Annotated in this window: 18 protein-coding genes and 1 tRNA gene; all 19 read right to left on the bottom strand. The window is 42.6% G+C overall.

Annotated elements, in window-relative coordinates:
• Nucleotides 1-12: 12 nt before the first annotated feature.
• Nucleotides 13-414, bottom strand: a complete 402-nt coding sequence (locus PR766_RS12540; RefSeq protein ID WP_006660975.1) for a phage tail terminator-like protein — start codon at nucleotides 412-414, stop codon at nucleotides 13-15.
• Entirely contained in the window at nucleotides 411-992 is a 582-nt protein-coding gene (locus tag PR766_RS12545) for a hypothetical protein (RefSeq protein ID WP_154636519.1), read from the bottom strand. Before PR766_RS12545 ends, PR766_RS12540 begins: the two co-directional genes overlap by 4 nt.
• Nucleotide 993: 1 nt before the next feature.
• Entirely contained in the window at nucleotides 994-1,347 is a 354-nt protein-coding gene (locus PR766_RS12550) for a hypothetical protein (protein ID WP_154636518.1), read from the bottom strand.
• 2 nt (nucleotides 1,348-1,349) lie between these two features.
• Nucleotides 1,350-1,829: a DnaT-like ssDNA-binding protein gene (locus PR766_RS12555; RefSeq protein ID WP_154636517.1), complete on the bottom strand. Its 480-nt coding sequence runs from the start codon at nucleotides 1,827-1,829 to the stop codon at nucleotides 1,350-1,352.
• 47 nt (nucleotides 1,830-1,876) lie between these two features.
• Nucleotides 1,877-2,164: an Ig-like domain-containing protein gene (locus PR766_RS12560; RefSeq protein WP_117584532.1), complete on the bottom strand. Its 288-nt coding sequence runs from the start codon at nucleotides 2,162-2,164 to the stop codon at nucleotides 1,877-1,879.
• Between the two features lie 2 nt (nucleotides 2,165-2,166).
• Nucleotides 2,167-3,120, bottom strand: a complete 954-nt coding sequence (locus PR766_RS12565; protein ID WP_154636516.1) for a major capsid protein — start codon at nucleotides 3,118-3,120, stop codon at nucleotides 2,167-2,169.
• Between the two features lie 13 nt (nucleotides 3,121-3,133).
• On the bottom strand, nucleotides 3,134-3,907 hold the full coding sequence (locus PR766_RS12570; protein WP_154636515.1) for a hypothetical protein: 774 nt from the start codon (nucleotides 3,905-3,907) through the stop codon (nucleotides 3,134-3,136).
• A 115-nt stretch (nucleotides 3,908-4,022) separates the two neighbouring features.
• A complete protein-coding gene (locus PR766_RS12575; RefSeq protein ID WP_154636514.1) occupies nucleotides 4,023-5,144 on the bottom strand; it encodes a hypothetical protein in 1,122 nt (373 codons plus the stop codon).
• On the bottom strand, nucleotides 5,141-6,511 hold the full coding sequence (locus tag PR766_RS12580) for a DUF4055 domain-containing protein (protein ID WP_154636513.1): 1,371 nt from the start codon (nucleotides 6,509-6,511) through the stop codon (nucleotides 5,141-5,143). The genes PR766_RS12575 and PR766_RS12580 overlap by 4 nt, the downstream gene beginning before the upstream one ends.
• Complete coding sequence (locus PR766_RS12585; RefSeq protein WP_154636512.1) at nucleotides 6,511-7,998, bottom strand: terminase; 1,488 nt, start codon at nucleotides 7,996-7,998, stop codon at nucleotides 6,511-6,513. Before PR766_RS12585 ends, PR766_RS12580 begins: the two co-directional genes overlap by 1 nt.
• Nucleotides 7,999-8,000: 2 nt before the next feature.
• Nucleotides 8,001-8,603, bottom strand: coding sequence for a hypothetical protein (locus PR766_RS12590; protein ID WP_154636511.1), 603 nt, complete (start codon nucleotides 8,601-8,603; stop codon nucleotides 8,001-8,003).
• Between the two features lie 60 nt (nucleotides 8,604-8,663).
• Nucleotides 8,664-8,798: a hypothetical protein gene (locus PR766_RS12595; protein WP_268243984.1), complete on the bottom strand. Its 135-nt coding sequence runs from the start codon at nucleotides 8,796-8,798 to the stop codon at nucleotides 8,664-8,666.
• A gap of 90 nt (nucleotides 8,799-8,888) precedes the next feature.
• A complete protein-coding gene (locus PR766_RS12600; RefSeq protein WP_006659518.1) occupies nucleotides 8,889-9,161 on the bottom strand; it encodes a hypothetical protein in 273 nt (90 codons plus the stop codon).
• A 92-nt stretch (nucleotides 9,162-9,253) separates the two neighbouring features.
• Nucleotides 9,254-9,610, bottom strand: coding sequence for a hypothetical protein (locus PR766_RS12605; RefSeq protein ID WP_006659517.1), 357 nt, complete (start codon nucleotides 9,608-9,610; stop codon nucleotides 9,254-9,256).
• Entirely contained in the window at nucleotides 9,591-10,373 is a 783-nt protein-coding gene (locus tag PR766_RS12610) for a KilA-N domain-containing protein (RefSeq protein WP_154636510.1), read from the bottom strand. The genes PR766_RS12605 and PR766_RS12610 overlap by 20 nt, the downstream gene beginning before the upstream one ends.
• Before the next feature lie 740 nt (nucleotides 10,374-11,113).
• A complete protein-coding gene (locus PR766_RS12615) occupies nucleotides 11,114-11,563 on the bottom strand; it encodes a lysis protein (protein WP_154636509.1) in 450 nt (149 codons plus the stop codon).
• Complete coding sequence (locus PR766_RS12620; RefSeq protein WP_154636508.1) at nucleotides 11,560-11,991, bottom strand: M15 family metallopeptidase; 432 nt, start codon at nucleotides 11,989-11,991, stop codon at nucleotides 11,560-11,562. Before PR766_RS12620 ends, PR766_RS12615 begins: the two co-directional genes overlap by 4 nt.
• Nucleotides 11,984-12,301 (bottom strand): phage holin, lambda family, encoded by a 318-nt coding sequence (locus tag PR766_RS12625; protein WP_154636507.1) that lies wholly within the window; start codon nucleotides 12,299-12,301, stop codon nucleotides 11,984-11,986. The genes PR766_RS12620 and PR766_RS12625 overlap by 8 nt, the downstream gene beginning before the upstream one ends.
• A 100-nt stretch (nucleotides 12,302-12,401) precedes the next feature.
• Nucleotides 12,402-12,477 (bottom strand) — tRNA-Ile (locus PR766_RS12630).
• Nucleotides 12,478-12,497 lie beyond the last annotated feature (20 nt).

Below are 12,497 nucleotides of genomic sequence, written 5' to 3' on the forward strand. Positions count from 1 at the left end.
TTAGGCGGTCGATTATCGAACAGAATCACATCGATAAGATGTGCGTATAGGGATGATGTAGTTAGCATCGTTCGTGATAGGGGGGAATTGGCTTGGCTCTCCGTTGAAGTAAAGTGTGTTCGTCAGAGACAATCCGTTTTCTAGCTGATCTTTAATGTTGTCAGCAATAAGCGTCAATTGCTCATCACCGGTACCCACCTTACCGACGATATTGATTTGAATAACACCCTTTAAGATAGGCATATCCAAACTAAGACCTATATTTTCGGTTTGCGCAGGCATAATGTGCATCTGTAAATAGGGCGAATTAATATCATCAAACGTTATATTAGACCACGCAACCTTTAGCCCTTCTTGCTTAGCAATTTTAGCCACCAACGCACGAATAGACTGATTGATTTCAGATTGCTTCATGATTTTACCTCAGCGATAGCGTCTCTAAAGAACTGGCTAACATTTTCAGCGGTAATCGCTACCATGCCATTTGGTGCTTGCTTAGAGTGCCCCATTTCCAATGGGTAGGCATAAGGAACGTTATTCGTAAAATAAATAGCATTCATCCCCACCTTAAACTGCTCAAGCACATAGTTACCAACCGCTTTTGTCATGTTACCTGATTTATCGACTCGCCCTGTTTCACCATCTGCTGGCACATCAAAGGTGACTTGCCAATTACCACGGAATCGCCCTCCTGTATAACCGGGGGGTGCTTTGATATCCATAGAATCATTAACACGAGCACGTTTCTTTAATTGGCGCTTCTTCGGCGTGAGATTATTAGGGTCTTTCCTGAGCTCTTCATTGTGTTCATATACCGCCTGGTTATAGCCCACTGCGGTCTGGTTAATTTCCCATAATTCTGGATTACCCACCGGCGACATTTGAACGAGTTGAGCCAAAATCTTAAACCCTGTTTTTTTTACCACCGCCTCCATATCAGCTTGAGCGTGTTCAACAAAAAGGTTAACCGACTTCATGAAAGCCTGTGACATGTCACGCCCTTAGTTGTGATTGATAACAAATAACAAGTTCGGCAGGTTTAATGGGGTTGGGTTCATGCACACGCAACCAAACGTCATCAACCAAGACATGATCGCCTTTCTGAATGGCGACCTCTGGCGAAAAAACCATTTTAATATCCGTAGAAAGGATGAGTGTCCCGTCGATATCTCTGGGTTTATACTGCACCTTAACGCCAGTAGCTGTAAAAAGAGTTTCCGGTTCATGGTGTTCTTTGCCAGTTTCATCATCAACCCAATGTCTGCCATCGCGTTTCATTTGATATGAAGCGCCATACTTTTTCAGCATTCGTAACGCTGTTTGGTAACCGCGCTGATAAATATTCATGGCTACCTCATTGCAAACGTATTAACGGCAAACCCATCAGATATATCAATCAAGCCGGATAGTAGACCTTTCAACCATGCAAAATTAGGAGCCCCTGTATTAGTACCTTCTGCATACTTCAAGTCAATTGCCCCCTCAATACGCTCTGCAATGATTTCCCCGCCTAGAGTGGGTTGTAGGTCGTTTTCTTGGGATTCAATTGCTAAGCGGCATTGAGCTTGAATTACTTGCTGAGGGATAACCTCACTTGAAACAGCAATACCATCACGAATTAATCCCGTACGTGGAAAAGATAGCAACTGATGAGTATCGGCTCGCTTACCTAACCACTTTTGGGATTCGAGATAATCCATGGCTACAATGAGCAATCCTTCTAATCCCTCATAAGGGAGCGTTAACTGCCTAGCTAAGGCATACGCCTTTAAATCAACCACACTGGCATAGCTGTTAAAGGTGGGTGAGGTTTTGTCTGAATCAATCATAAGCCCCTCAAAATAAGAAAGGGGCAAATGCCCCCTTAGATCTTGGATTATTCACCACTTTCAGGTGGTTTAGCCGTAAAGGTAATTTCATCCGTTGACTGAATTAATCCATCGACTGTTGCCGTGACAACAAATTGCCCAGCAGTATCAGAGGTTAATTTCACTGTAGCGCCACCAGCCTTGCCCGTTTTAGAAGATGTCACACTCAAATTACCACCAGTTGTTGACCAGTTAACGGTAGCTCCCTCAACGGGAGAACTACCTTGGGTATAATTGAGTGATACCGTGACTGCATCTGTACTGTCAGCGATAACGGACGTTTTATCCGCTGACAGAGTTACTTTCCCGCTTCAGCAGTCAACTTAATCATTACACCAGCGGTCATCTTGTCGCTCTTGAAGTGTTTCTTCCAGTTACCCTCGGTACCAAGCTTAGTTAAGTCAGGATTCTTGCCTTTCGCTTCATCCCAGCTATAACCCAACACGCCAACGTTAACCACGCCCTCGCCACGATAGCCAATTTCCAAGTTCTCTTTGTCATTGATATCGAAAGAGCGAAAGGTTGGTTCTTGCGATTCAGTAATCGTCACTGCACCAGGAACAAGACCAAAGATAGCATCTACTGGTGCAGTATCGGTTACCAGCACTGGTTTACCTAACGTACCTGGCTGACCGCCATAGATAACTACGCCAGCTTCTTCATACACCTTGTTATCAATTGCCTGATCAACGATATCGAAGTAGGTGGTCGAGTGCATGACAAATAGATTTACACGGTTAAATTTATCACCGTATTTGCGCAATCCCTTGGTGAGTGTTTTCTTGCCATCAGTTGCGATGTCAGCAGTAACAACCATTTCTTTGTTATTGCCAATCGCAGCACCTAAAGCTGCTAAGGAGTATTTAATGTAACCCTCTAACGAAGCATCTGCTGCATCCGTCCCCACAAGTTCAGAGAACTCAGATACATCACGACCTCGGCGTTTAAATGCCTCCTCAGTTGTTGCGTATGGACCGTATTTCCACGGTGCTTTTACATCAACTGACTCACCAGCTCCGATTTTTTTGCTTTCAACCGTGTCAGTTGAGTCAACATCACGGTGTTCAATAGAACCGCCAATTTGATAAAAGGCTCGTTTGCGGAAGTCACCTTCAATAAACAGGTTATCCAACACAATGGCACCATTCGATGCCTGGTTGAATACCGCTAAATTATCTTGGCGACGCTCTAAGAACGCGGTTTGCGCCAAGTCATTATAAATCACTAGATCGCTATTAGTCGTAGTTGACATTGATTATATTTCCTTACTCTTTTGGAAGTTTTAAATATGCGTCACGCCCGTAACGTCGCTGATAGTCAGCTTTTTGCTGTGCGGACATTTGTGAGCGTTTTAGATGTGCGCCACCTTGTTTATGCATTCCAGCATCGGTACCTGAAGCAGAAGGAAATAAGTGAGGCGCGCTTTCTTTAAGTGATTCAATCCATTCAACAGGTGACAATGGCGTTCGACCATCTTTGCCCATGACTGGATTGCCATCTTCATCAACAGCGACAGCCTGACCCTCGTCGTTGATTTGAAAAATGCCCTTGGCACGTAAAATTAAGTCTTCTTGCGCACTGCTTAATGCGCCCGCTTTCCCTGCAGCAGAGCGAATCTCATCGCCCAATACACGAGCACGGAATTTATTTGCAAACGCCTCAGACTTTTCGACTTTGGCATTAGCTTCTTTCAATTGCTTATCAACATCACCACGCAAACGCTCAGTACGTTTATTAATGACTTCATCAATCTTCCCATCTGCAATGAGCTTGGCTTCTTCATCATTTTCAAAGCGTTTAAGCATCCCTTTCACCGTGTCAGGATCAATGCCTTCAAAACGTTTTAAGTTATCGCCTTGCTCTTTGAGTTTGCCGAGTAACTCATCGCGTTTAGCTTTTAATCCTGATACTTGCTCATTGACTGTTTTATCAATAATGGCTTGGATTTCAGGTGTTATTTCGGTTGTTCCACCACCGCCACCTTGTGAACCATCATCAGCATGTGAGTAGTATTTGCGTTCGATATTCATAAATAACATGTTGTTCCCCTTGGGATTGAATGCGCCTAGCGCGTTGGGATAATCCAGCTCTTAGCCGAATTTAGGTAATAAAAAAGACCCCGTAAGGAGTCTTTATTTTGTTACGAGATACCGGTTATGAATAACCAGCGTCTATAAATGCTTGCTCATCTAATTGCTTAAGCTGATCCAGTGAAATAAACTCTCCTTTATCAGTATAAAAATCAGAGGGGTTCATCCCTCCGTCTTTCATAAGTCTAAACCGTACCTCACCGAATACCTGCCTTTGTCGCCATTCAGGCTGTCGCTGAATCCAGTCAAGAAATGTCGTATTCACCGGAACTTGACCATTCATTGATGCCCGTGTCCCTTCATCCATTTCATCAATATCAATTCCTAGCTCTCGCCAAGATTTAAGTATGAATGTTTCTGTCGAACGGCATCCCCAATGAATTTTTCCGGGTCCTTGTTTGTATGGTATTTTGTGACCAATTGGCTTACCCCCAAGCGAGTATTTCAATCTATCCCTTACAATACAGTCGTTTGAAGTTTTACTATCTAAAGTAGATAGCCATTGCCGGCAATCAATAAGATCGTCATTGGCTTCTATGAATTGATTTCTCGCGGTAGCCTGTAAGTGGTTGATGGCTGTTTTAGCGATACTAATTGCGTTTGTACGGCTAATCTGTAAAGCACCATCTTTATAACCTTGCTTGCTGTGCCCGCGAATCTGCCGTCCGATATCAACCGCGCTATCACCATTCAAATAACCTGCTCTGACGACATTATTAATGCGAGTCATACGATCTTTTTCTAATCCATCAAACCACTCAGACAATAATTTGCCTTGAAATGGCTTGGCAATAACTGATGCATACAACATTTGCTCAGTAATGCCCATAAGCGGATATTTACGCAAGACCGCATCAGGAAGTAAGGCTTCAAACAGTGATGGGTAATAGCCTAACTCATAGACTGCATAGGATTTCAATTCATCCAATAAAAGAAGCTGCGCACTTTCTACAGCCTTTTTGTTGATGCTGCGAACGCTAGCAAGAAGAGACTCCAACCGCCTAGCGGTGAAGCTATCAGGGTTAATTTTGGCATCATCCAGCGAGATAACGAGAGCGGCGGTGAGCTCAGCATCAAAACTATTTAGCGCATTGAACATACGCTTAGCAACACCTGTAGAATAACGGCCAGAAAACAAAGAGTGAGCTATCAACTCATCGGCTAATAGCTCATTGATGGTGCTCATACACCACCCGCCATCGATGGTGCTTGATTGTTTAGCTCATCCACAACCATATCAACATCATCAGCAGGATTAATAACATCATACTTCTGTAGGTTACGTACCAGATCAGACTTACGTATTGCGCTGGATTGCCATGCTGCGACAATTTCACGGATCATCGCACTGTCCGCGATGTGATTAACGAGGTCTTTATTAATCTCAAACGAGGTATCTTTCGTGTCTAAACCAAGATATTCAGCACACCACGTTAGCGCTTTGCTGAACGCATCAGAGACATTCGAACAGCAAATACTAAGGATAGAAGTTTGGGCGTTCTGCTCACCGACAGACTGAATAACCGTTTTGACTTTACTGTCAGCGGAAACCAATTGAGCACCCAGTGCTATCATATAATCGCGCTTACTGTCCATCGCCTCTTTTGCTAGCATATTAGGCTGGGCTTGCTCGTAACCAAAGAATCCCTCTTTAGGTAGCATTAAAGGTGAACGAGACCCGACCATAATGCCTGTTTTTTCTAAGTGGTCTCGCCACTCTATATCTAACCCGCCTAGATATGGCTGAACTTGCCCACAGAAAAACACGGAATCTTCATAATCAGCAGAATTTCGATAATGCCCTAGATTGATTTTTGCCAAACCTAACAATGGCGCCTCATCAATGGTGTGGTCATTGTTTTGAGCACCAATAAACGTAAATGGAATCTCATTCCAAGCCCCTTTACCTGCACGCTCTGGAATATATTCAGAATCAATCTGAAACACACCACTCCCGCTTGGCTTGCGATAGACCCGACAAATAAACTTACCATCTTCTATCACCAGTACACGGTATTGAATGGCATCTTTAAATCCAAACCCGTCCTCTTCTTCCACCGCTTCACGCAATACCACCAGCGTTAACATCGTGCGCCCATTAATACGCGCTGTGCGCCAGTTAATAATATCTTCAGCTTGATATTGAAATATGTATGGGAGTTTAGAGCCGCTGTTGTAATCAACATATAATCCGTGACGCCCTACTTCCAATACCGATTCAAGAGAGGATTGAGCTAATTGGTAAATGCTTGAACCTGCGCCATCTGCATCATCTTTTAAACAAGACAGTTTTTCAGTAACCGCAACTAATGGGTCTTTCTTGAATGCCATCCCTATCATACCGTTACGAGTGTTACCTGTTATTGGGTAAAACACCGCACGGTCTTGATAGTCCTTATTACGTTTCTTTTTACGCTTGTTGTCTTGTTCTTCAAGTTCAGGAAGATAATTTTTTATGTCATCGCCACCCCGACAAACAGCGCGAACTAACTCCCACTGAGGAGCAGCCGTTTTATACTCCGGTCGAGTAAAATCAACATTATTTATACTCATCAGAAGGTTGTTCCTAAGTTAATTTCGAATGCTGGTCGTTTAACGTTCCGTCTACTTACAGCAAAATATCTAAACCCATCAGCATCATGTGATGTGTAATCGTGAAGTGGTTTATCTTTCCAGCAACCTCGTTTGTCATCCCACTCTTTTCGATATGCTTCGAGATGAGCAATGCCTTCACCACATTTATGTTCGTCAAAGACACACAGAGGAAGAATTTCACGTACAGCCTCAATACCTTCATCAATAGAAAGCTTTGGCACTACGTCAAATTGAATCGAGTAAATTTGCCCGTCAATTTCATACCCTTCACGAGCTAGTTCTCTACGCGATTTCGCATCTGAACCAAATTCACGGTTATCAATATCATGAGGTCCATTATGACTTGCGTATGTGTAGCCTTTATCTTTCAGCACTTTCATATAATGTCTTAGACCTTCACCACTGTTTGAGTAATGGTCTATCACGTGGAATTCATTACCGACTTCACGAATAAACCAGATTGACGTTGAATCACCAACGCCGATATCCCAATACGTATGCACAGGTAGGTGTGAATTATCAGGAAGCGTGCCAATACGTTTATTTTCGTACAGAAAGCGGAATTGTTTGGCGTAATAAGCACCTTCAACAGATTGTTGAAATGCCTCAGACGGTATTGACGGATATTCCCGCTTCATATCGTCGCCAAGTGTTTTCTCTTTGGCGTAATACCATGCTTTCTGGCGCTCATTTAATTGAACACCGTGCTTACTGGCTATCTCATCGAAGTAATCGACTAACCGTTGCGGTAATTGCTCGACAGGGTCAATGGCGTATTCGGGATTCTTCCACCATGAGAAGAAAAAGAATTTCCAATCTAGGTTAGAGAGAGCCTTACTCTGAATTTGCGCTTTCTCAGCAGACTGGCAGTAATCATAGAAATAACCTGCTCGACCTTCCGCTGTACTTTCAATCGTCGTGAAACAATCGCTTGATACTGCCTCAAACGCACCAGTAACAATCTCACGAGCCTTTTCTGGATACTTGGCACATATCTTGCCGAACTCAGATACATGTAAATATCGGAGTGTGCCGCCACGAAATGACGTGCTGATATAAAGCGACCCACCTTTACTAAAAACCAATTCACCAGCCGCATCATTGCTCGCTGGATTTGCTGCCTTAATTTCATCAGGTAGTTTTTCATAGGCATACTTTATCTTTTCCCTGAATAGCCGCTTAGCATCATTTAGCGTATGAGCTATCAATGCACATTTAGCCGCCTCAAATAACGCCGCGTCTAATTGGATGATGCAGACCTCAGTCGTGAAGCCAAGTTGCCTAGCCTTTAAGATAATGTTTCGCGTGTGCATCCCTTCAAAGTATTCAAGCTGCTCAGGCGTCATTTTAAATCGAACTGGCTTACCTTCTTTGTTGGTGATCCAGTAAAGATGATTCAATCGCCAGAGCTTATCTCTCAATAATGCAAGATGTTCTGGCTTCATGATTATTCCTTAGATAAGTCGTCCATTAGTTCTGATAGCTGACTAGCTGTCTTATTCGGCTGTGCTTCATCTAGCCCGTAAGCTTGTCGCTCAAGGCCAACTAGATTTTTAAGTGTTTCGCTTAATGCTTTGACTGACTTAACGCGCTCAGGGAGAGAAATGATTGAATGATAAATTTCACTTAGCTTGTCACGTCCGTTATCATCAGGACTAAACATTAGCTCGCCCAATTTACTTAAAGCTGGTACATCGGCACATTCAGCCGATAGCTCATCAAATAAGTTATTGGTTAACTCTCTAGCCCTGCGAATATCGCCTCTATGCTCCATACGAACAGTGGCAATAACCTCGGCGGTTGCTTCAATAAGTACGCGCTCTGAAAGTACTGTTTCGCTGCGTACCTGCTTGCGTACTTCTTCTTTGCGTACCAAATCATCTGCACGGGATTTTATCTTTGCGTTAAGGTCTCGCGACCAATCATCCTTCTTTGCTCTTTTGCGTATAGCTCCTTCAGATATGCCATGCTGTGAAGCTATTTCTCGAAGTGACATCACGCCAGCTCGGTAAGCCGACTCGATGGCCTCCCAATCTGGTCTTTTATCCATATATTCATATCCTCATAACAAATTAAAAAGCCAGTTCAAGTGGGCTGGCTTTGTGATTGGTTATTCTGCTACTTCAACCACAGGCACATATTCAACGCTGCTAATCTCGTCGGGTGAGATGTATATCCATGCTCCGTTCGACTGAGCAATTGCGATTAGCCCATTCGTCACTCGAGGCTCTTTAGTTGTCATCATGCCTTCGTATGTAGTTCCGTCTTTCTTTGTTGCGATTACTGTGTATTTCTTCATATTTCACCCAATAAAAAACCCGCACTTGGCGGGTCGCTATCTAAACAGGAAATATAGAACTGGTATCAATAATGCAACAGAACATATCCTGTACCAGATTATCTTTGCTGTTATTTCTTTCTTTATCTTCTTTGCTTGCGCTCCATCACTAGACTCTTTAATTTCATTTTTGTGAGCTTCTAATGCTTCATTTTTTACTTGCTCACTTTTTTCTAACATCTTATGGCTCCCTATTGCCATCTTCACAACTACAATCAATATCACTATTGGTATGGCAAGTAGAGCCATAACATCGAACCATGAAATCATTAGTTACCTCCTATTGGAGGAATGCTAACACTAACTAAATGTAATAAATAACACATATTTGACTTATGCTTAAAAAAGGCCGCATTAGCGACCTATTGAATTTGATTTGAGAACTCCATTTCCGCGAAGTCTTCAAGCAAGCCAGATATTTTATGTATTGCATCATCGGTTAGCTCTTCATTCATACACCAAGAAACTAGCACTGTAGGATCTGGTAGGTATTCTCTTTTCAGCATATTGAAGAACAGCATGCTTAATTCGAGGTCACTTTTATAATCTTCCCGATAGTATGATTTTAAGAAGTTAGCCAGCGACTCAACACTAAACTTAATATCTCCTAGCGATGAACGAAAAACAGGCCGCTTATGCATGGCGACCTGTCTAATCAAAAATAACTCGCTGACGACCAGTGAAAAGATTTCTACTTGCTTATTGCAATCTTGCTGCATGCTGCTCTCCATGCGCTGAAGGATAAAGCAATTGCATTTGCCCTTTAACATCAAAAGCAGCCATACATCGAGCATCAAAGTCTTTGTAATCAACAGAACTATTAGCAATATTTGTTACTGCCACCATTTGCTGTTCTACCGCATGCAAGGCATCACCTTTCAGGTACTGATGGATTTTCTCTCTATTGCCCTTATTTTCTTTGACTGATTCATAAACATAATCAGGCAATGCAACGCCATAAATCCATTTAGCCGTGATACCAGCGAACAATAATGGACAACCGCCAACATGACCAAAATAAGGAGTCCCTGACATCTTTGATAGCGCTCTGTAATAGGGTTCTTGAAATCGCTTTTCCCATTCAGTAGCCTCTTTATATGTTAGTAACCCAATAACCTGACCTTCGGTCAATGTCATACTCTGTGACATCAACATGTTTTTAATGTGCCGGTCACAAGCGCGAGCAAATTTAGGGGATAACCATCTTGCGAACTCAATTACTAATTCAGGATGGATCCAAGTACCGCCATGTCGTCCTTTTTCTACTCGAACTAAAAGGGGAGAAATCTCCTCTTTAGAATTATACGCTTCAATATCAAGCTCTTTTCCTACCTCATAGATATACTCTTTAGTTGATGAGACCCTTAACCAGTCTTTGGTTAGTTTTCCAAAGTGCCTAGCTGCTGCTGTGGCATTAACCCAACAATCGCCATTAAACGGGATCAGAGTTTCGTCATACTTCATAGGTATGATTTTAATCATTGCATATTTCCTATAGAAAGGGAGCCTGTTAGCACAGAAAAGCCGCCCCAAGAGAGCTTGCCAGCTATAACGGCAGTTCTCAGGCTCACTTTCTGTAGACTCTTGGTGTTTTAGATGTGCGTGCTATGCACAGGGTGAAATGCGTACTACTGATTACAAAACTTGAATAAATGTAACTTTCTTTTAACTTTACTTTCGTAACATCACGTTGATAGGGGTATGGTTATTACATCGCTAAGTTATTACCCTCAAATATATTCCTATGAACCATCCCCTTTAAGCCCCAGCATCGGGGCTATTTTTTTGTCATTAAAAAGCCCCGCATTTAGCGAGGCTCAGATTTGTAATATCCGCTTGAGACTACTACCTTTTTCAGATTGTGGTCATTAACGATTAACGTATAGTGACGTCACATTCATAAACTATTATTCTCTACTTTGCCCCGATATCTGGGGCATTTCTTTGTTGTTCAATTTCCCGCATTGCTTTCCTGTTAAAAATATACTTAACTAATTGGTTAATTTTTCATTGCATAAGAGGGAGTATCAATATATGTATACTAATCCTATTACTCTCTTAGTCATATTTCTTCCTATCCTTGTCTGTATCTTATTCATTATTACTCAAGATAAAAAACCATCAGACGTAATGACTATTTTTTTGAAGTTCTCTATCTACTTGTTAAGCGCTCTTACCTTCATAAATTTAATTTTTTTTGCAAGAGCATTTACTGGTTGGTATTAAGGTAAACACTCAGTTCTAATGTAATCTTGCAAGCCAAGTATCATTTGCTTGGACTCTGCGATTCGTTGTCTGAGTAACCAATAATTTCCGATAGCGGAGTCAGTAGGTCTGGCGGCTGTTCCATCATCCACGCTGGAGGTTGAATTGGTTTCGCCTTTCGGACAACTGGCTCTGATGTACACCCGATCAGGATTACGCTCAGCAGCAATACGCAACTGGTCAATTTCAGCTTTTGCATTTGTGAGTTCCGTTGTGTGTTTGGTGTCGAGTTCGTGAAGGGAGTTGATGCGCTTTTCGTAGTCTGCAGTGATAGCGACTTGCTCGCTGAATTTATCCTTCAATGTTGAGTAATCACCTTTCAGGTCACCGTAACTACCCATTACCCACCAAAGCCAGAAAGCGAGGATAGCGCAAGCACCACCCAAGACTTTAGTTAGCGTTGTCATGGTGGAATCTCAACATGAGGCGCATCAATGAATTTAGTTTCGATTGGTAGTGATGGATCATTCTTCCAGTTGATACCGAAACGCAATTTAACTCCTAACTCATCTGCAGCCTGCTTGATTGCATTAAGTACCGGAATGAAATATTTCAATTCCCAGTTCATACCAGCCTTTATTGATGTTGGAAGAATGTCCACAGCATTCCCCTCGCACACACCATCAATAGGGCATTGTTCTAAATGCCGAGAGTTCATTGTCTGCGATACGCCTTTAGCGACATTTTTACGCTGCTCTTCCTTGCTGCGAACACCTTGTATAACAGCAAAATCAGCAGGTGTGATTTCTAGCGCCCTATTAAGAACTTTAACTAACTTGGGATTCACGCCAACCAAATTATTCTTACTGCGCTGCCCGAAAACAAATTTAGTCATTATTCACTCCAGCTTTACCTTTAATAATATTGCTGACTTTCTCGACGCCCCAGTAACCAATCATGACGCTAGTGATATAGGAAAGGTCAGGGTTCATTCCGAAGAACGCTAGCAAGTCCTTTGCAAACCAGCCGAGGAATGCGCACAAGAAACCATCAAGTAACGTTTTCCACCAACCTCCGCCGTTGTACATCCCTCGCAATATGGCGACAGACCCAGCTAGACCAGCAAAAACACCTTGCTCTTTGTACTGAGACAGATAGCTAAATACCTGATCCCAAAATTCAGGGGTTTCTTTCATATGTTTCATACTCACCCCCTACGTTGGAGGAATTTAGTTAATAGATAGCCGCGCACAATCTCTATGCGTCAATTAAGTGTGTGTGATTAGAATTCTGTGGCGGCGTATTTGGTGCACCGAGACGGGATTCGAACCCATAACAAAGCAATTATGAGTTGCCTGCTCTACCGTTGAGCTACTGGTGCAAATAAAAAAGCCGCACTAG

The sequence above is a fragment of the Providencia sp. PROV208 genome (assembly GCF_028479465.1).
Taxonomy (GTDB): domain Bacteria; phylum Pseudomonadota; class Gammaproteobacteria; order Enterobacterales; family Enterobacteriaceae; genus Providencia; species Providencia alcalifaciens.

Excerpts from the sequence above, each read along its gene's own strand:
- PR766_RS12620 (WP_154636508.1), bottom strand. The coding sequence starts at position 11,991 with ATGACTAAATTTGTTTTCGGGCAGCGCAGTAAGAATAATTTGGTTGGC.
- PR766_RS12600 (WP_006659518.1), bottom strand. The coding sequence starts at position 9,161 with ATGATTTCATGGTTCGATGTTATGGCTCTACTTGCCATACCAATAGTG.
- PR766_RS12565 (WP_154636516.1), bottom strand. The coding sequence starts at position 3,120 with ATGTCAACTACGACTAATAGCGATCTAGTGATTTATAATGACTTGGCG.
- PR766_RS12605 (WP_006659517.1), bottom strand. The coding sequence starts at position 9,610 with ATGCAGCAAGATTGCAATAAGCAAGTAGAAATCTTTTCACTGGTCGTC.
- PR766_RS12550 (WP_154636518.1), bottom strand. The coding sequence starts at position 1,347 with ATGAATATTTATCAGCGCGGTTACCAAACAGCGTTACGAATGCTGAAA.
- PR766_RS12585 (WP_154636512.1), bottom strand. The coding sequence starts at position 7,998 with ATGAAGCCAGAACATCTTGCATTATTGAGAGATAAGCTCTGGCGATTG.
- PR766_RS12575 (WP_154636514.1), bottom strand. The coding sequence starts at position 5,144 with ATGAGCACCATCAATGAGCTATTAGCCGATGAGTTGATAGCTCACTCT.
- PR766_RS12580 (WP_154636513.1), bottom strand. The coding sequence starts at position 6,511 with ATGAGTATAAATAATGTTGATTTTACTCGACCGGAGTATAAAACGGCT.
- PR766_RS12615 (WP_154636509.1), bottom strand. The coding sequence starts at position 11,563 with ATGACAACGCTAACTAAAGTCTTGGGTGGTGCTTGCGCTATCCTCGCT.
- PR766_RS12570 (WP_154636515.1), bottom strand. The coding sequence starts at position 3,907 with ATGTTATTTATGAATATCGAACGCAAATACTACTCACATGCTGATGAT.
- PR766_RS12610 (WP_154636510.1), bottom strand. The coding sequence starts at position 10,373 with ATGATTAAAATCATACCTATGAAGTATGACGAAACTCTGATCCCGTTT.
- PR766_RS12590 (WP_154636511.1), bottom strand. The coding sequence starts at position 8,603 with ATGGATAAAAGACCAGATTGGGAGGCCATCGAGTCGGCTTACCGAGCT.
- PR766_RS12625 (WP_154636507.1), bottom strand. The coding sequence starts at position 12,301 with ATGAAACATATGAAAGAAACCCCTGAATTTTGGGATCAGGTATTTAGC.
- PR766_RS12545 (WP_154636519.1), bottom strand. The coding sequence starts at position 992 with ATGTCACAGGCTTTCATGAAGTCGGTTAACCTTTTTGTTGAACACGCT.
- PR766_RS12540 (WP_006660975.1), bottom strand. The coding sequence starts at position 414 with ATGAAGCAATCTGAAATCAATCAGTCTATTCGTGCGTTGGTGGCTAAA.
- PR766_RS12595 (WP_268243984.1), bottom strand. The coding sequence starts at position 8,798 with ATGATGACAACTAAAGAGCCTCGAGTGACGAATGGGCTAATCGCAATT.
- PR766_RS12555 (WP_154636517.1), bottom strand. The coding sequence starts at position 1,829 with ATGATTGATTCAGACAAAACCTCACCCACCTTTAACAGCTATGCCAGT.